This window comes from Cyanobium sp. ATX 6A2 (genome assembly GCF_024346355.1).
GTDB lineage: Bacteria > Cyanobacteriota > Cyanobacteriia > PCC-6307 > Cyanobiaceae > NIES-981.
Window position 1 is genome coordinate 223,266 of the sequence record NZ_JAGQCU010000003.1, and the last position, 16,605, is coordinate 239,870.

General features: G+C 65.8%; 19 protein-coding genes and 1 other RNA gene. 5 read left to right on the plus strand and 15 right to left on the minus strand.

Annotation, left to right across the window (positions count from 1 at the left end):
- Positions 1-34: 34 nt before the first annotated feature.
- Positions 35-1,987 carry an ATP-dependent zinc metalloprotease FtsH gene (ftsH, locus tag KBY96_RS05055; protein ID WP_254978126.1) on the plus strand — a complete coding sequence of 651 codons (1,953 nt, stop codon included), beginning with the start codon at positions 35-37 and terminating at the stop codon, positions 1,985-1,987.
- A 113-nt stretch (positions 1,988-2,100) separates the two neighbouring features.
- Here the strand turns inward: ftsH and clpP are convergent, their stop codons facing one another.
- Positions 2,101-2,703: an ATP-dependent Clp endopeptidase proteolytic subunit ClpP gene (gene clpP / locus KBY96_RS05060; protein ID WP_254978127.1), complete on the minus strand. Its 603-nt coding sequence runs from the start codon at positions 2,701-2,703 to the stop codon at positions 2,101-2,103.
- 68 nt (positions 2,704-2,771) lie between these two features.
- Between clpP and psb29 the strand changes: the two genes are divergently transcribed.
- A complete protein-coding gene (gene psb29 / locus KBY96_RS05065) occupies positions 2,772-3,545 on the plus strand; it encodes a photosystem II biogenesis protein Psp29 (protein WP_254978128.1) in 774 nt (257 codons plus the stop codon).
- Here psb29 and KBY96_RS05070 read toward each other — a convergent pair.
- From KBY96_RS05070 to petN, 4 genes are read right to left on the minus strand one after another with little or no spacing between them, the layout of a single operon-like run.
- Entirely contained in the window at positions 3,436-4,953 is a 1,518-nt protein-coding gene (locus KBY96_RS05070; protein WP_254978129.1) for a hypothetical protein, read from the minus strand. The genes psb29 and KBY96_RS05070 overlap by 110 nt on opposite strands.
- Positions 4,950-5,228, minus strand: coding sequence for a hypothetical protein (locus tag KBY96_RS05075; RefSeq protein ID WP_254978130.1), 279 nt, complete (start codon positions 5,226-5,228; stop codon positions 4,950-4,952). The genes KBY96_RS05070 and KBY96_RS05075 overlap by 4 nt, the downstream gene beginning before the upstream one ends.
- Positions 5,225-5,482: a hypothetical protein gene (locus tag KBY96_RS05080; RefSeq protein WP_254978131.1), complete on the minus strand. Its 258-nt coding sequence runs from the start codon at positions 5,480-5,482 to the stop codon at positions 5,225-5,227. Before KBY96_RS05080 ends, KBY96_RS05075 begins: the two co-directional genes overlap by 4 nt.
- A gap of 22 nt (positions 5,483-5,504) precedes the next feature.
- Positions 5,505-5,606, minus strand: coding sequence for a cytochrome b6-f complex subunit PetN (petN, locus tag KBY96_RS05085; protein WP_254978132.1), 102 nt, complete (start codon positions 5,604-5,606; stop codon positions 5,505-5,507).
- 65 nt (positions 5,607-5,671) lie between these two features.
- Here petN and clpS point away from each other — a divergent pair, with 65 nt between their 5' ends.
- Together clpS and KBY96_RS05095 are read left to right on the plus strand one after the other, a co-directional pair.
- Entirely contained in the window at positions 5,672-5,986 is a 315-nt protein-coding gene (gene clpS, locus KBY96_RS05090) for an ATP-dependent Clp protease adapter ClpS (protein WP_254978133.1), read from the plus strand.
- On the plus strand, positions 5,986-6,264 hold the full coding sequence (locus tag KBY96_RS05095) for a DUF2103 domain-containing protein (RefSeq protein WP_254978134.1): 279 nt from the start codon (positions 5,986-5,988) through the stop codon (positions 6,262-6,264). Before clpS ends, KBY96_RS05095 begins: the two co-directional genes overlap by 1 nt.
- On the opposite strand, the gene KBY96_RS05100 is transcribed toward KBY96_RS05095, so the two are convergent.
- The 4 genes from KBY96_RS05100 to KBY96_RS05115 form a co-directional block, all read right to left on the minus strand.
- Entirely contained in the window at positions 6,206-6,691 is a 486-nt protein-coding gene (locus tag KBY96_RS05100) for a hypothetical protein (RefSeq protein ID WP_254978135.1), read from the minus strand. The two genes, KBY96_RS05095 and KBY96_RS05100, sit on opposite strands and share 59 nt — an antisense overlap.
- A 70-nt stretch (positions 6,692-6,761) precedes the next feature.
- Positions 6,762-6,944: non-coding RNA, 6S RNA (gene ssrS, locus KBY96_RS05105), on the minus strand.
- Positions 6,945-6,950: 6 nt separating this feature from the next.
- The gene (locus tag KBY96_RS05110) at positions 6,951-8,270 is read right to left on the minus strand and encodes a 5-(carboxyamino)imidazole ribonucleotide synthase (RefSeq protein WP_254978136.1); all 1,320 of its coding nucleotides are present in this window, start codon (positions 8,268-8,270) and stop codon (positions 6,951-6,953) included.
- 47 nt (positions 8,271-8,317) lie between these two features.
- A complete protein-coding gene (locus KBY96_RS05115) occupies positions 8,318-9,202 on the minus strand; it encodes a carbohydrate ABC transporter permease (protein ID WP_254978137.1) in 885 nt (294 codons plus the stop codon).
- Positions 9,203-9,255: 53 nt separating this feature from the next.
- Here KBY96_RS05115 and recQ point away from each other — a divergent pair, with 53 nt between their 5' ends.
- Positions 9,256-11,094, plus strand: a complete 1,839-nt coding sequence (gene recQ / locus KBY96_RS05120) for a DNA helicase RecQ (protein WP_254978138.1) — start codon at positions 9,256-9,258, stop codon at positions 11,092-11,094.
- Between the two features lie 22 nt (positions 11,095-11,116).
- Here recQ and cynS read toward each other — a convergent pair whose 3' ends face one another.
- From cynS to KBY96_RS05150, 6 genes are all read right to left on the minus strand, one after another.
- Positions 11,117-11,560, minus strand: coding sequence for a cyanase (gene cynS / locus KBY96_RS05125; RefSeq protein ID WP_254978139.1), 444 nt, complete (start codon positions 11,558-11,560; stop codon positions 11,117-11,119).
- 96 nt (positions 11,561-11,656) lie between these two features.
- Entirely contained in the window at positions 11,657-12,538 is an 882-nt protein-coding gene (locus KBY96_RS05130) for an ABC transporter ATP-binding protein (protein WP_254978140.1), read from the minus strand.
- 54 nt (positions 12,539-12,592) lie between these two features.
- Positions 12,593-13,378, minus strand: a complete 786-nt coding sequence (locus KBY96_RS05135) for an ABC transporter permease (protein WP_254978141.1) — start codon at positions 13,376-13,378, stop codon at positions 12,593-12,595.
- A 57-nt stretch (positions 13,379-13,435) separates the two neighbouring features.
- Positions 13,436-14,911, minus strand: coding sequence for an ABC transporter substrate-binding protein (locus KBY96_RS05140; RefSeq protein ID WP_254978142.1), 1,476 nt, complete (start codon positions 14,909-14,911; stop codon positions 13,436-13,438).
- A gap of 529 nt (positions 14,912-15,440) precedes the next feature.
- Positions 15,441-15,614, minus strand: a complete 174-nt coding sequence (locus KBY96_RS05145; protein WP_254978143.1) for a high light inducible protein — start codon at positions 15,612-15,614, stop codon at positions 15,441-15,443.
- A gap of 556 nt (positions 15,615-16,170) precedes the next feature.
- Positions 16,171-16,374, minus strand: a complete 204-nt coding sequence (locus KBY96_RS05150) for a hypothetical protein (protein WP_254978144.1) — start codon at positions 16,372-16,374, stop codon at positions 16,171-16,173.
- Positions 16,375-16,605 lie beyond the last annotated feature (231 nt).

Sequence of the window (16,605 nt, forward strand, 5' to 3'; positions counted from 1 at the left end):
GCGCCGTTACAGTCGGTAAGAAAGTGTCTCAGCTATGAACCAGCGCTGGCGTCTGATTGCTCTGTGGTTGCTGCCCGTGGCGGTGGTGGCCTTCCTCGGTTGGCAGGTGTTCAGCAGTGGCAACCTTGGAGCAACCGGACCCACCACGGCCCCAAGCAACACAGCCGTGGCACGGATGAGCTACGGCCGCTTCCTCGACTACGTGAACGCCGGTCGCGTGACCGCAGTGGACATCTACGACGGTGGCCGCAGTGCCGTGATCGAGGCCGTGGACCCCGACCTCGACAACCGGGTGCAGCGCCTGCGGGTGGACCTGCCTGGTGTGGCCCCCGAACTGGTGAACCAGCTCAAGGAGCAGGGCATCAGCTTCGACATCCACCCGCCCCGGCAGTCGCCACCGGCCCTGGGGATCCTCGGCAATCTGCTGTTCCCGCTGCTGCTGATCGGCTCGCTGATCTTCCTGGCCCGCCGCTCCAACGGCATGCCCGGCGGTCCTGGTCAGGCCATGCAGTTCGGCAAGACCAAGGCCCGCTTCGCCATGGAGGCGGACACGGGCGTGAAGTTTGACGACGTGGCCGGGGTGGAGGAGGCCAAGCAAGACCTCCAGGAAGTGGTGACCTTCCTGAAAACCCCTGAGCGCTTCACCTCAGTGGGCGCCCGCATTCCCAGGGGGGCCCTGCTCGTGGGCCCCCCCGGCACCGGCAAGACGCTGCTGGCCAAGGCCATCGCCGGCGAGGCCGGTGTGCCCTTCTTCTCCCTCTCCGGTTCGGAATTCGTGGAGATGTTCGTGGGCGTGGGCGCCAGCCGCGTGCGCGACCTGTTCAAGCGGGCCAAGGAAAACAGCCCCTGCCTGATCTTCATCGATGAGATCGACGCGGTGGGTCGCCAGCGTGGCGCCGGTCTGGGGGGCGGCAACGACGAGCGGGAGCAGACCCTCAACCAGCTGCTCACCGAGATGGATGGCTTTGAGGGCAACAGCGGCATCATCATCATCGCCGCCACCAACCGGGCCGATGTGCTCGATTCCGCCCTGCTGCGCCCGGGTCGCTTCGATCGCCAGGTGCAGGTGGATGTGCCTGACATCAAGGGCCGGCTGGAGATCCTCAAGGTGCACAGCCGCAACAAGAAGCTGGCTGAAGACGTGAGCCTGGAGATCATTGCCCGGCGCACTCCCGGCTTCTCCGGCGCCGATCTGGCCAATCTGCTCAATGAGGCCGCCATCCTCACGGCACGGCGCCGCAAGGAGGCCACTTCACTGGCCGAGATCGACGATGCCGTGGACCGGGTGATCGCAGGCATGGAGGGCAAGCCGCTCACCGATGGCCGCAGCAAGCGTCTGATCGCCTACCACGAAGTGGGCCATGCCCTGGTGGGCACCCTGGTGCAGGCCCATGATCCGGTGCAGAAGGTCACCCTGATTCCCCGCGGACAGGCCCAGGGTCTCACCTGGTTCTCCCCTGACGAGGAGCAGATGCTGGTGAGCAAGGGCCAGTTGCGCGCCCGGATCATGGGCGCCCTGGGCGGCCGGGCCGCCGAAGATGTGGTGTTCGGCCGCGAGGAGGTGACCACCGGGGCCGGCGGTGACATTCAGCAGGTGGCCTCCATCGCCCGCCAGATGGTCACCCGCTTCGGCATGAGCGACCTGGGCCAGTTCTCCCTGGAGGCCGGCAGCCAGGAGGTGTTTCTGGGCCGCGACCTGATGACCCGCAGTGATGGCTCCGATCGCATGGCCAGCCGGGTGGATGAGTCGGTACGCCAGATGGTGCTCAACTGCTACGCCGATACGGTGAAGCTGGTGGCCGAGCAGCGCGAGTGCATGGATCGGGTGGTGGAGCTGCTGATCGAGAAAGAAACGCTCGACGGCGATGAATTCCGCGCCATCGTGTCCGAGTTCACCACCATCCCGGAGAAAGACCGGTTCTCCCCTTTGCTCAGCGGCAGCGCTGAGCTGGATGGTGCCAAGCAACCGCAGCCGGTGCAGTCCTGACCAGGTGAGCTCCAGGAGTTGAGAGCCAGTTGGCAAGCAAAAGCCCGCCGAATGGCGGGCTTTTTTGTGGAACGGCGTTTTGAAGGCCGTGGAAACCGGGTGGACAGAAGTCGTCAGACGGGGCGAACGGCGCGCTTTTCGATCACCTTGTCGATCAGGCCGTAGGCCACACATTCGGCCGGTGACATGAAGAAGTCACGGTCGGTATCTTCCTCAATACGGCTGAGGGGCTGGCCGGTGCGATCGGCCAGTTCCTGGTTGAGCTTCTTCTTGAGATAGAGGATCTCATCGGCCTGGATGCGGATGTCGCTGGCCTGGCCCCTGGCGCCGCCGAGCGGCTGGTGGATCATGATCCGCGAGTGGGTGAGGCTGCTGCGCTTGCCCTTGGTGCCCGCACAGAGCAGGAAGGCCCCCATCGAGGCGGCCAGACCCACACAGACGGTGTGCACATCGGGCTTGATGTGCTGCATGGTGTCAAAGATGCCGAGGCCGTCATAGACAGACCCCCCCGGCGAATTGACGTAGAGATAGATGTCCTTGTCGGGATCTTCGGCTTCGAGGAACAGCAGCTGGGCCACGATCCGGTTGGCGGATTCGGCCGTCACCTGCTCACCCAGGAACACGATGCGCTCCCGCAGCAGGCGCGAGTAGATGTCGAATGCCCGCTCACCCCGGCCCGACTCCTCAATCACAATCGGAATCGTCGTCACAGGCATCTGGAGATCGCAGCGTCGATCCTACTGAGCCCGGGCGGCTAGGGTCGCTTCACCAACAGCCGAGCAGCGTGAGCGCAGCCCTCACCGTCTCTGACAGCAAGCGCGCCTTCCACCGCGCCTTCCCCCACGTGATCGCGCCGATCTACAGGCGGATGGTGGATGAACTGCTGGTGGAGCTGCATCTGCTCAGCCGCCAGCGGGGATTCCAGAGCGATGCCCTGTTTGCCTGCGGCCTGAACCAGGTGTTCGACAGCTTCTCCCGCGGCTACCGCCCCGCGGAACACCGCGATCCCCTGCTCGACGCCCTCTGCAGCGCCTCCGGTTTCGACGCCGCTGAGCTCCGTGAGCAGCGCGACACCGCCATGGCGGCCATGGGTCACCACAGCGTGGAGGAGGTGAGCGAGTGGATCGCCGCCCAGGGCCAGGGTGCCCCGGAGCCCGTGGCCACAGCCCTGGCCAATGTGCGCCGTCCAGACTTCCACTACTCCCGGCTGGTGGCCGTGGGCCTGCTCAGCCTGCTGGAGAAGGCCCAGGGGGCCGACAGCAGGGATCCGGCCGCGCTGCGCCAGTCGGCCCACGAACTGGGCGAGGCCATGGGCCTGCTGCGCGAGCGCGTGGACAAGGACCTCAACCTCTACGTGAGCAATCTGGAGAAACTGGCCCAGGCCGTGGAGATGATGGAGGAAACCGTGGCAGCCGAGCGTCGCAAGCGCGAACGCCAGCAGGCCGAGGTCACGGCTCCTGATCCGGCAACTCCGGAAACGGCTCCTCAGACGGAGCCGGAACCACCGGCTGGATCGGCAGCAGCTCCCCCAGCTGCAGACGCCCCAGCAGCCGACTGATGGTGCCGCCGGCCGGGTCCGCCTCGGCCACCAGCAGCAGCTGACCGGCCTGGAGCAGCGGCAGGGGGAACTGGCCGGGCAACAGATTGAGGGCGGCGAGATCGCGGGGCCTGGCCTGCAGGCTCAGGAGCGGCTGCTCGGCCGTTGGCCTCAGGATGATGTCCTCCGCTTCGGGGGGTGCATCCGCTTCGGGGCCTGCATCCGGTTCCGGGCCAAGGAACAGCAGCAGCTGCAGGGGTTGGCCGGGGGCGCTGTACCAGCGCCAGCCGCCCACCTCCCGGGCCTGCTCATCGCGCCAGGTGATCGACACCAGCTCCCCGGAGCCGGCCATCACGGAGTCGTCCATCAGGCCCCGGGCGCGCAGACGCTCGCTCAGGGCATCGAGGATCGCGATCCAGGCAGCCGGGTCGGCCTTCACCGGCAGGACCAGCTCCAGGCCGGCCTGGAAGGGGCCGGCGAGCAGGGGCCGCAGGCGCAGCTCGAAGGGCGTGCCCTGCAGCAGCGCCAGCTCGGCATCGCCGAGGCCATACACCGAGCTGGTCGCCTCGCGCACCTCCTCACGGCTGAGCAGGCCCGCCAGCAACGGATCGAGGGAGCGACCACTCAGGCGCAACAGCAGCCCCTCGCCGATGGGTTCCGGCAGCTCGACGGCGGCGGCGGGCGGCAGTGCGTCGGCGGGTGGTGCGTCGGCTGGCGGTGCGCCGGCTGGCTGTGAATCGGCAGGTGAGGAATCAGGGGGCGGCTCGGCCGCTGAAACGGCGCTGCGTGCAGAGCGGGCGGACCCGGCCTCGCCGCTCACCAGCAGCGCCCCAGGCACCAGCTCCAGGGCCAGACAGCCCTCCTGCAGGGCCTGCAGCAGGGGAGCGATGGGGCCGGCCATCGCCTCCAACCCCTGGCTGCTCCAGTAGGCGCCGGGCTCCCGCTCGAGCATCTCCAGGCAGCGCTGCTGCAGGCCCTGCTGGCGGCGGCTGGACTGCACCAGCTGGTCCTGCAGGAAGCGCTGGGCCAGGGGCCCGGAGGACACCACCAGCAGACCGTCGATCTGCAGGCTGTGGGGAGGGGCGGGCTGGGCGCCGACGCGGATCTGGCGCGGCAGGGGCATCACCAGGTAGGCACCGCCCGCCTGGTCATGGCTCCAGAACTGCCACCAGAGCTGGCGCTGCTGCCGCCACAGCTGCTGGGCGGTGGTGGCATCGAGGCGCTGTTGCCAGAGGGGAGGCGGCTGCCGCTCCGGGGCGGCGGGGAAGCTCTGCAGCAGGCCGGCGTGGGGCAGCAGCAGCCCGAGGCCCTCGGCCCGGGGGCGCGGCATGCGCAGCAGCACCGCCGTCGGGGCGGCCAGCAGCAGCACCGTGACCAACACCGTGACCCGCAGGGATGGCAGGCGCAGGCGGGCGAGGGGCCACGTCATGGCAGGCAGCCGCAGAGGGTGGTGCGCTGACGCGCCGGACCGTCCAGGCTGGCGGCCATGGGCGTGCAGGTGGAGGCCAGGCCGCTGGCGTGGATCTGCAGCACCGAGCCCAGCCCCGCGGCCCGCAGGCACTCCAACACCGCCTCAAGGACGATGCCGTCCTGCTCGGCGAAGAACACCAGCCCCTGGGGGGAGAAGGCGTGCAGATGGATGCCGGGGGCGGCCTGGCGCCAGGCCCAGGGGGCCAGGGTGGGCGCCACGGTTGAGGCGATCACGGGCGACGGCCGAAGGCCGCGGGAGAGCGGGGGGGCGTTGAGCCGGCGCTTGAAGACGTGCCCGCTGACTTGCGGGAGCCCCTGGTGGACTTGCCCGCGGCGCTCTCGTCGGCTCGGCGGCGGCGGCGGTCACGCCACTCCACCACAGAGAGGTAGATCACACCGGCGCTCACAAACACGAGCAGGGCCGAGGCGATCCAGGCGAGCAGCTGGGAGCTGGTAATGGCCAACCCGGTGGCGGGGAGTTCGGTCAAGGAGAGAACGGCCCCGGATGGGTCAGAAGTTGACGGTGCCGTCGCCGTGGCGACCCCACACCACCATGGCGATCGAGAAGCTGAACAGAGCGGCGAGGGAGGCCCAGCCCAGGGAGATCAGCATGTGCGGTGGTCGTGGCGATGGGGGCAGTGTACCTAGGGTCGGGGAGCGACGGACGCTGCATTTCCATGCCCGCCACCCTCCCTTCAGCCAGCGCCTCAGCCAGCCCCACCGCCGTGCGGGAGCGGCAACGCACCCGCCAGAGCTATCCCCATTTCAGGGTGGTGGTGCTCAACGACGACGTGAACACCTTCCAGCACGTGGTGGCGTGCCTGGTGCGGTTCATTCCGGGGATGCAGCCCGAGCGCGCCTGGGAGCTGGCCCACCGCATCGACGGCGAGGGGTCGGCGGTGGTGTGGTGCGGGCCGCAGGAGCAGGCGGAGCTCTACCACCAGCAGCTGGGGGCCGAAGGGCTCACCATGGCCCCCCTGGAGCCCGACTGATGGGACGGGTGGTGGTGACCCACAGCACCTATCTGGAGGGACTGATTCCGCTGCTGAAACGCCTGGCGGCCCAACCCGGCGTCAGCACCGTGACCCCAGCGGTGATCAGTCGGGTGCGTGGTCGGGTCCCGGGGCTGAAGCTGCGGGTGTCGACCCCGATCACCGGCGGCCACAAGCTGGTGGCCCGCCGGGGCGGCAGCGCCCAGGAGGTGTTCGTGGTTACGGAGTGGAGTCGGGATCGGCTGGAGCAGGAGCTGGAACATCTGCTGGCCCGGTGAGCGACACACGGGCCCAGGCGCCGCCCTCACGGAACCAGGGCTGCTCGCAAAGGTTCAGCTGCTGGGGTTCCAGCAGCCAGTGCCTGCTGATGTAGCTGGCGTAGTCCTCGAGGTTGGTCTGGGGAGCCTGCCAGTGCACCACCGCGAGTTCGTTGATGCGGGTGATGGGCTGGTGGGGCTGCTCGTTCTCCTCGCTGGGCAGGCAGGTGGTTTCGCGCAGCACGAAGGTGCGGAAGCGCTCCACGAAGGGTGAGCTGTCGAGATCCTGGGGATGGCCCTCGAGTGGAACTTTCAGAAAGTAGAGCTGGCGGGCACGCGGAAACAGCGCCGATGGAGCCCGCTCGAGGAGATGGTTGAGTGCCAGCCGCAGCGGGGAGGGCAGTTGCTGCTCGAGGTCAGCGGGAACCGGCTGATCCGCAAGGACCACGGCCCGGCTGGAGCCGATGACTGGGATGGGGGGTTCCAGCAAGGGCCTGCGCTGTGGTGTGACTGAAAAGGGGTGGACCGCTGTGCCGTTTTGCCCCAGTGTTCGACCTGGTGGAACCAGAAGGGGGTCAGGGACGGGGCGCCGTTTCCGACAGCGAGGCCGGTATACGTTGCTTGCCGCTGAAGACCCCCACGTCGAAGAAGGAGTCAGATCAGAAAACTGTAGAAGGCAGTCACCAACACAGCAGTCCGTATGAATCCTAGAGGGAAGGGAGGGGCCACAGGGCCCTCACCGCCTGAAGCCGAGCTCTGGCCTGCTGCTCCAGCGCCGCCGGGCCGGGGCCCTCGAGCAGCAGGGTGATGTGGCCGAGCTTGCGGCCCGGCCGGGCGCCTCGCTTGCCATACCAGTGCAGGGCGGCCCCGGGCAGCGCGGCGAGGGCCTCGCGCTCGGCCCGGTAGGCGTCGTCGCTGTGGGCGTCAGCTTGGCGGTGCTCGAAGCCCAGCAGGTTCACCATCAGGGCGCCGGGCACCTTGAACTCCACCGGGCCCATGGGCAGGCCGGCCACGATCCGCGCCTGCTGGGCGAACTGGCTGGTGTGGGCCGCTTCGATCGTGACGTGGCCGGAATTGTGGGTGCGCGGGGCGATTTCGTTCACCTGCAGGCCGCAGGGGCCAGAGAAGAACTCGATCGAGAGCACGCCCACGTAGTCGAGGGCGGTGAGCAGGGAGGTGGCGATGTTGCGGGCATAGGCCTGCACGGCATGGGACACCGGAGCCGGGGCCAGCACCCAGTCGCACACCCGCTGGTGCTGGTGGGTGCGCACCAGGGGATAACAGAGCACCCGGCCGTCGCGGTCGCGGCACACCAGCTGGGAGAGCTCCTGGTCGAACTCCACCACGGTTTCCACGATCCACTGCTCGGGATCCACCCGCTCCAGCAGGGCGTCGAGGTCCCCGCGGTCGCGCAACAGGGCCGTGCCTTTGCCGTCGTAGCCGCCGGACACGGCCTTGGCCATCAGCGGGAACTGCCAGCCGGGCCGCAGCCCAGGGAGAGTGTTGGTGGCAGCCGGGGGGGCCGCCGCACTGGCGGCTGGGCTGCCTTGGGCGTGGGCCAGATCGCCCACACGGCGGTGGTGATCGTCACCCTCCCCGGGCAGCAGCAGCTCGCTCAGGGGAAGCCAGGGGGGGGAGGGCAGATTGAGGCGTCGCAGCAGCTCCCGCTGGCTGCGCTTGCACACCAGCGGCTCGAGCGCCGTGAGGCTGGGCACGAAGCTCACCCCGTCGACCGCCAGCGACGCCAGGCCCGCCAGGTCGACCCATTCGTTTTCGAAGGTGATGGCGCTGCAGCGCTGGGCCAGCCGCCGGGTGCCCTCCACATCGCGCACCGCGGCGCGGATCACGTCGGTGGCCAGGCGGGTGGCGGGGTCGTCGGGGTCGGGGGTCTGCACCAGCAGGGGCAGCGCCAGCTCCCGGGCCGCCGCCGCCAGCATCCAGGCCAGCTGGCCGCCACCCACCACCCCGATCGGGGGGCGGCGCTCAGCGGCGCTGACATGGGGGGTGGCAGGCCGGGGCTGAACCATCCAACGAGGCTAAAGGCAGGCCGTCGCCGGGCCAGCGATGGGAGGGCTCAGGTGAGCCCACGATCACCGGCGAAGGCGTAGCGCACCAGGCTGAGCAGCAGCACGGCCATGAACAGGGCCAGGCCCACGGTGCAGGCGTAGCTGATCTCCAGTTCGGTGAAGGCCTGGTCGTACACGTAGTACACGATCGTGCGGGTGGCGTCGGCCGGGCCGCCCTGGGTCATCAGGAAGACTTCCTCGAACACCTTGGTGGCGGCAATGGCGGAGATCACCGCCACCAGGGTGAGGTAGGGCCGCAACAGGGGCAGGGTGATGTCGAGGTGCTTGCGCCAGCCCTCGCTGCCATCGAGGGCGGCGGCTTCGTAGAGCTCCGGGGCGATGCCCTGCAGCCCGGCCAGGAAGATCACCATGTAGTAGCCCAGGCCCTTCCACAGGGTCACGAGCATCACCGAAGGGAGGGCCAGCAGCGGCGAGGTGAGGAAGCCGATGGGGCTGAAGCGGTCCCCCAGCAGGGCCACAAGCCAGCCGTTGATCAGGCCGTTCTCGGCATAGATCCAGCGGAAGGCGATGGCCGCCACCACGATCGACACCAGCACCGGGGTGTAGAAGGCGCCGCGGAACCAGTGGATCCCCGGCAGGGAACGGTTCACCAGCACCGCCAGGGCCAGGGCGCCGAGCACGATCGGCGGCACCACCCCCACCAAATAGAGAAAGGTGGTGGCGCTCACCCGGGCGAACATCGGATCGGCGAGCAGGCGCCGGTAGTTGGCCAGGCCCACGAACTGCAGCGGCTCGCTCACATCCAGCCCGGCCTGGCTGAAGCTCATCACCAGGGCCATGGCCGCCGGAATCAGCACCGACAGGCCGATCAGCAGCACGGCCGGCGCCAGGAAGCCCCAGGCCGTGGCGGTGCGTGGCGAAGAAGTGGACATCACGGGGTGCCTGACGGGTGCATTGTGGGAGATCCCCGCCGGCCCGCCGCCTCGTGAGCGATCCACTGGAGGTGCTGCAGCGGGTGTGGGGCTACCCGGCCTTCCGCGGCCCCCAGGAGGCGATCGTGCGCCACGTGATCGGCGGCGGCTCGGGGCTGGTGCTGATGCCCACCGGCGGCGGCAAATCCCTCTGCTATCAGGTGCCGGCCCTCTGCCGGCCGGGGCTGGCGGTGGTGATCTCGCCGCTGATCGCCCTGATGGACGACCAGGTGGAGGCCCTGCTGCAGGTGGGGGTGCGGGCCGCCGCGCTGCACTCGGGCCTGGAGGCCGGGCGCGCCGCGGAGCTCTGGCGCCAGCTGGGCCGCGGTGCGCTCGACCTGCTCTACGTATCGCCGGAGCGGCTGCTGGGGGGGGATCTGCTGGAGCGGCTGGGGGAGCGGACCCTGGCCCTGTTCGCGATCGATGAGGCCCACTGCGTGTCCCAGTGGGGGCATGACTTCCGCCCCGAATACATCCAGCTGGGCGCGCTGGCAGAGCGCTTTCCGGCGGTGCCGCGCCTGGCCCTCACCGCCACCGCCGACCCGCGCACCCGCGCCGAGATCGTCGAACGGCTGCGCCTGCAGCAGGGGCAGGTGTTCCTGGCCAGCTTCGATCGGCCCAACATCCGCTACCTGCTGCGGGCCAAGGCGCAGTCGGGCCGGCAGCTGCTGGAGTTTCTGGGCGAGCACCGCGGTGAGGCGGGCATCGTGTACGCCCGCTCCCGCAGTCGGGTGGACAGGCTGGCGGCCGAGCTGCGGGCGGCCGGCTACGACGCCGTGGCGTATCACGCCGGCCTGAGCGGCGAGCAGCGCAGTGCAGCCCTGCAGCGCTTCCGCAGCGGCAGCGCCGTGGTGGTGGTGGCCACGATCGCCTTCGGTATGGGCATCGACAAACCCGACGTGCGCTTCGTGGCCCACGTGGATCTGCCCAAGAGCCTGGAGGCCTACTACCAGGAAACGGGCCGGGCCGGTCGCGACGGCCTGCCGGCGGTGGCCTGGATGGTGCACGGGCCGGGGGATGTGCCCCAGCTGCGCCGCTTCATCGATGAGTCGGGTGCCGGTGCGGAACAGAAGCGCATCGAACACGGGAAGCTCGAGGCCCTGATCGCCTTCAGCGAGGCGGTGGGTTGCCGCCGCCAGGTGCTGCTGCGGCATTTCGGCGAAGCGCTGGCCGAACCCTGCGGCAACTGCGACGGCTGCCTGGAACCCAAGGCCTTGGTGGATGTGAGCGTGGCGGCCCAGAAGCTGCTGTCGGCGGTGTTTCGCACCGGCCAGCGTTTCGGTGCCTCCCACGTGGTGGACGTGCTGCTGGGGGGCAGCGGCGAGAAGATCCGCCAACTGGGCCACGACCAGCTCAGCGTGCACGGCATCGGTCGCGACCTGGACCGCAGCCAGTGGCGCACGCTGGTGCGTCAGCTCACCGGCCTGGGGTATCTGCAGCCGGTGCCGGATGGCCGGGGCGGGCTGCAGTTCGGGCCCGACGCACTGGTACGGCCCCTGCTGCGGGGGGAGAGCCGCCTCGAGCTACCCCAGCCGCCGCCCCAGAAGGAGCGACGCCGCGCTGGAAGGGGTGGAGCCACCGGCGCCGCGGGCCGGCGGGAGGGCGGCGGCGAAGTGGGGAGTGTGGACGAGGGTGTGGTGGCGGCCCTGAAGAGCTGGCGGCGGGAGCAGGCCCAGCAGCAGGGGGTGCCGCCCTATGTGGTGTTCCACGACCGCACCTTGCTGGAGCTCGCCGAGCGCCGGCCGGCGGATCTGGACGAGCTGGCCACGGTGAGCGGCATCGGCAGCGCCAAGCTGGAGCGCTACGGCAAAGCCCTTCTGGAGGTGCTGGCGGCTGAGCAGGGCGGGCCATAGAGGCAGGCCGCAAGCACGGCGTTCACCACTTCTTGTAAGGGAGGAACTTGCCGCACATCGTCACCTTGACGCGATCTCCAGCCGGATCAGTCACCTTGTCGACCTCAAGCGTGAAGTCGATGGCGCTCATGATGCCGTCCCCAAACTTCTCCTGAATCACGTCCTTCAGAGGCAGGCCATAAACCTGCATGATCTCGTAAAAGCGGTAGACCAGCGGATCGGTGGGAACGATCGGATCCAGACAGCCCTTCACCGGCGGGGTCAGCAGATCGGGTTTGAGGGAGGGGTCAAGGCCAAGGGCACTGATCAACGTCTCCGCTTCCTCGGACGAGGCCGTGGACTGGCCGTAGAAGAGGCTGGCAACCCAAACCTCATCACGGCCCAGCAGGGTTTCCAGGTCAGTGAAGCTGAGTCCCTTGGCGCGCTTGGCAGCCAGCAGGGTCTGGGAGAGAGCCGAAAGAGCCATGGCGAAACATTGAGAGGAACAGAGAGAAATGAAATCGAACGGAAGGGCCTGAGCAGGGCGTGGATGGCGCCGTCTGTGGGTGGGTGGTGTGCTGGTTCAGGTGCGCTCTTCCACAGCCCGGGTTTCCTTGAGCAGGTGCTCCTCGAGCCGCAGCTTGATGGCGAGAAACTCGGGATGCTGATCAATCACACTGCGCTGTCGGGGTCGCAGCGACGGCAGGTTGATCACGTCGGCGATGGTGGCAGCGGGCCCACGCGACATCAGCACAATCTGGTCGGAGAGCAGAAGCGCCTCCTCAATGCTGTGGGTGATGAGCACCACGGTGACACGATGATCCTCCCAGATCCGCAGCACCTCCTCCTGGAGATAGCTGCGGGTGAGTGCATCGAGGGCACCGAAGGGCTCATCCATCAGCAAAATGCTGGGACTGATGGACAGGGCCCGGGCGATAGCCACACGCTGCTTCATGCCGCCGGAGAGCTGTTTCGGGAAGCGATGCATGGCCCGCTCCAGACCAACCAACGCGAGGTACTCACGGGCCCGCTCCTTGGCTTGGCCGCCGCTGAGGCCCGAACAGGCCGTTTGCACAGCGTATTCGACATTGCCCAAGGCGGTGAGCCAGGGCATCAGGGCGTAATTCTGAAAGATGATGCCCCGATCGGGGCCGGGCCCGCGTACGCGCTGACCATCCACAAGGATTTGGCCAACGCTGGGGCGGTCGAGACCGGCAAGGAGGTTGAGAAGTGTAGATTTGCCACAACCGGAAGGACCGATAATGGACACGAAAGTATTTTTTTCAATGCTCAGACTGACGTCCTGCAGAGCCACATAGCCAGTGGGGCGGCGATGGGTGAGGAAGTCGAACAGCCCAGGTTCTGGGCTGAACACTTTGCTCACACCTTCCACCGAAACCTGGGCATCAGGCCAACGTTGACCAAGCGGGTGGGTTGGGGTGGTGGGCACGGCCAAGGAGGTCATTGCGGCGATTGGGAATAAATGCAGAGAAGCTGAAAAAGGGATCGGATCATGGGCTCAGTCCTGGTAATCAAAGCGCCTCTGCAACAGGCCGAAGATCTGATCAAGAACCAAACCGGCAAAGCCAATCACAATGATGGCAACGAAGATATTAGGGAGAGACAAATTGTTCCACTCATTCCAGATGAAATACCCGATTCCGCTGCCAAGCAACATCTCAGCCGCCACGATCACCAACCATGCTGTGCCCATGGAAATACGCATGCCAGCCAGAATGTTAGGCATTACAGCCGGCAGCACCACCTTCACTACAGTACGAAACTGACTGGCACCGAGGGAACGCGAAACCTTCAGGAAGTCTTGGTTGATTGAAGTAACACCAAAGGCAGTGTTGATAAGCGTGGGCCAGATGCTGGAAATGAAGATCACGAAGATTCCAGTGATTTCAGAATCCCGAAAGACGAACAGACCAATCGGCAACCAGGCGAGGGGAGAAACCGGCTTCAATAACTGCACGAACGGGTTCACCGAAGATTGTGCAATCTGGGAGATGCCCACAAATAGCCCTAGCGGCACGGCGACGAGAACCGCCAGGCAATAACCAATCAGCACCCGCCGGAGGCTGATCAGTAGATTGGTGCCAATACCGAGGTCGTTAGGACCGTTATAAAAAAACGGATCCGATAACCACCAAGCAAGTTCCTTGAGGGTTTTAAAAGATCCAGGAAAGTTTTGACCGAGAAGACCTTGAGTGGCAAGGATCTGCCACACAAGCAAAGCAACCAGCACGCTGAGGCAGGAAACCGTGATAGCCAGTGGCCTGGAGATACGACTCTCAAACATGAAACATAAGATCAGAGAAAGAGGAATGCTGTAGCCATTCAGGCCAGCAAGAAATGGTCAGAAACCGCCCCGTTTCTTCTGCTCTTCGATGTATTGCATGGGCTGCTGAGGATCAAAGGTATCGAACGCAAGCTTCTCCACTCGAAACTGCTCGCTGGGAGGGTTAAGCCCCATCGAACGCTTCAGTTCCTGCGCCTCGCTGGTGAGGAAAATGGAAGCGCTGTTGCTGTCGAAGTCGCCTGCCTTGATCATGCTGGCAGCCTTGCCGAGGTCCCAGCGCACCAACTGGGACTGGATCCAGTTGGCGAAACTTTGCCAAGGATAGGGGTCGAAGTCGATGCGGTCTGGAACGTTGAACGTCTCACCAAGGCCGTTCTCGAACTTGCCGGTGAGTACGGCCTCCACAACTTCGGTGGGCTGATTCAGGAATGCCCGCCCAGAGATAGCCTTGGCAATCTCGACTCTATTTTCCTGTTTATGAGCATAGTTAGCGGCATCAATGATCGACTTGTTGAGGGCCTGGAAGGTGAGCGGATGCTCCTGAATCCAAGACTCACCGGTGGCAAAGGCACAGCAGGGATGGCCATCCCAGAGATCCTTGGTGAGCAGGTGTATGAAGCCTGCATCCTCATAGACGGCACGTTGGTTGAAAGGATCAGGCATCAGCATTGCATCAAGGTCCCCAGTGACCAACTGGGCGATGCTGTCCGGCGGGGGAACCGGGCGGATCTGGACATCGGTGTCGGGATTGATGCCGCCCTCGGCAAGATAGTAACGGAGTAACAGGTTGTGCATGGAGAAGGGAAAAGGAACTCCAATCACAAAACCTTTGAAGTCTTTGGCTTCCTTCACCTTACCGGCATGACGCTTGGCTACCGTGATTGCCTGACCGTTAATATTCTCAATACTGGCAAGTCTCACGCTGAAGGGAGCAGTGCCCAACCCAAGGGTCATGGCAATCGGCATCGGCGCCAGCATGTGATAGGCATCAAGCTCACCGGCGATCGCAGAGTCCCGAACAGCCCCCCAACTGGGCATTTTCACCACTTCCACGTTCATGCCATAGCGCTCATAGAAGCCCATTGGCTGGGCCATGATGATTGGCGTTGCGCAGGTGATGGGGATGAAGCCCACCTTCAGATCTTTCTTTTCTAACGATCCTGGATCCACGACGCCGCCGCCGTCCTCTTCACGCTTGACACCGCAGTTGGTGAGCGTCACCAGTGCAGCGCCAGCCGCCAACCCCTTCAGAAAGGTGCGGCGACCGAGAGGGCTGGACGAGGAGACATTGCTGAAGAAGCGACCGGCTTCCGGTCCAAAGGCGGCTGCAAATGCCTGGTCGAGCCCACCTGCCTCCTCAGCCAAGGCCCTTAGCAAGGTCTCGACCGCAGGTTTGCCACGGGAGGCATTTCGGAAGAATAGGGCCTGGCGCAGTTCAGCCGCAGAGATAGCTTCAGCGATAGGATAGGCAGCTGGGTTGATCAAACCCATACGCTGAAGATCATCCATCAGATCTTCAGGTTCTTTGGGCATGTCCTCCAGGAAAGATTCATGACTGGAAGCAGTCGACTGACACGCCTGGCAAAGGCATTCAGCCAGATGCTGACTTACGCGAGATGAGAGATCAGGAGCTGAGCGATGTGAAGACAGGGGGTGCTCAGATCTCAGCACGGGCGCAACAGTCACAGCAATGACGTCGATGTAAAGGGACCGTAAGGTTGTTGGACCTTTGCCCATGTAGCGGTTGCTACGCGGTAGTCATCAGAAACCGCCCGTGTCACACCTACGGCAAAGCCCTTCTGGAGGTGCTGCGGCGCTGATGTGGCACGGCCTGAGCTGGAAACAGCTCGCCCTGAATCACCGCGCCCCAGCGGGCAGTGGGCGCCGCGGTGACAGGGCCCGCCGATGCCTGCTTGAGCGGCCCCGTGGGCACGGCAGGCCAGAGCAGGTCGGAGGCCCGGAACAGAGCGTAGGGAGAGGCAACAGCCATGACGCCATCACACAGAGTACACCTGTACTAGCGGCAATCCCCTGGGCTGTCAACCGTGCCGGCCTGGGGCCTTCAGCCCTGGTGGAGCAGGGCGCCAAGGCCCAGCTGCTGCAGGATCCCCTGGCCGGAGAGGACCTCCACCACCAGGCCGATTCCGAAGCCGAGCATGGCGAGGCGACCATTGAGGAGCTCAGCGCGGCCATGGAAGCCCCAGCCGCTGTGACTGCCGGGGGCTGCGATGACCATCCGCGGCTCGATCGGACGCGGATCGAGAAGCTCGGTGCCGTCTGATTCCCACCTGCCGTTTTCCGACTCGGCAGAACGCCTGGGCTGACTGCGTTGGGGGATTTTGGTTGGTGCTGTCATGGGATTGATCCTGTTGATAGAACTTGTAGGGATGATGCAACCAGAGCACCAGGAATGACGGTGCATGCAGCCTGCATTTTCGCTGCATTCTGGTATGGCAGTGATCTTTGAATGTGCTGAAAAGATTGCCTTCCCTCGAATTAACCTTATGCGCAAACAGCCTTGCCAACTGATTTCAGCGCGATTGGTGAGCTCACGGGCGGATTACCAATGGCACTGCCTCAGCCAGGCAGGGAGCTTTCACGCCCATCAGAGTGGAACCCGAACCCACTATCTGCGGGTATTGTGATCAACACAGGGACTGTTCGACAGCGTGCCGATCCACCTGTTCGGCGAAACTTTGCGGGTGACCTGCTTCGATGCCAGCGTTCCACACAGCAGTGGCAGCGATGGAGCTGCTGCAGCCTCAGCCGGCCCGATCGCGGTGGCGTCAGTGCTACGACTTGAGGAAGCGGCCAGAAAGACGCACCGCCAGCACCACCGCGGCGATGCCATAGGACGCGAAGGTGACCACCTGCCCAGTGGCTCCGGCGACGTAGGCGCCGCGCTCGAGCAACACGACATCGGCCAGGGAGGCCGCCATGCCCCAGAGCAGCACCCACACGCTCACGTAGGCCACACCTTTGAGGGTTGGGTTCATGGGCCAGCTGCGATGGGCTGACCCTAGACAGCCCCCTGGCTGCTCATGACTCCAGCCGCCGGAACCCGTAGCCCTCGTAAATGAAGCCGCTCACCCGGCCGCCGAGCGGCGTCCCATGGAGTGGTGTAACTCGGGAGGATCAGCCCCGGCTACGCCGGGGCTGACGGCTCGCCTCCCTCAGATCTCAGCTGTGGCAATGGGTGGGCCGGTCTGTGACCCTGTTCGGAGCAC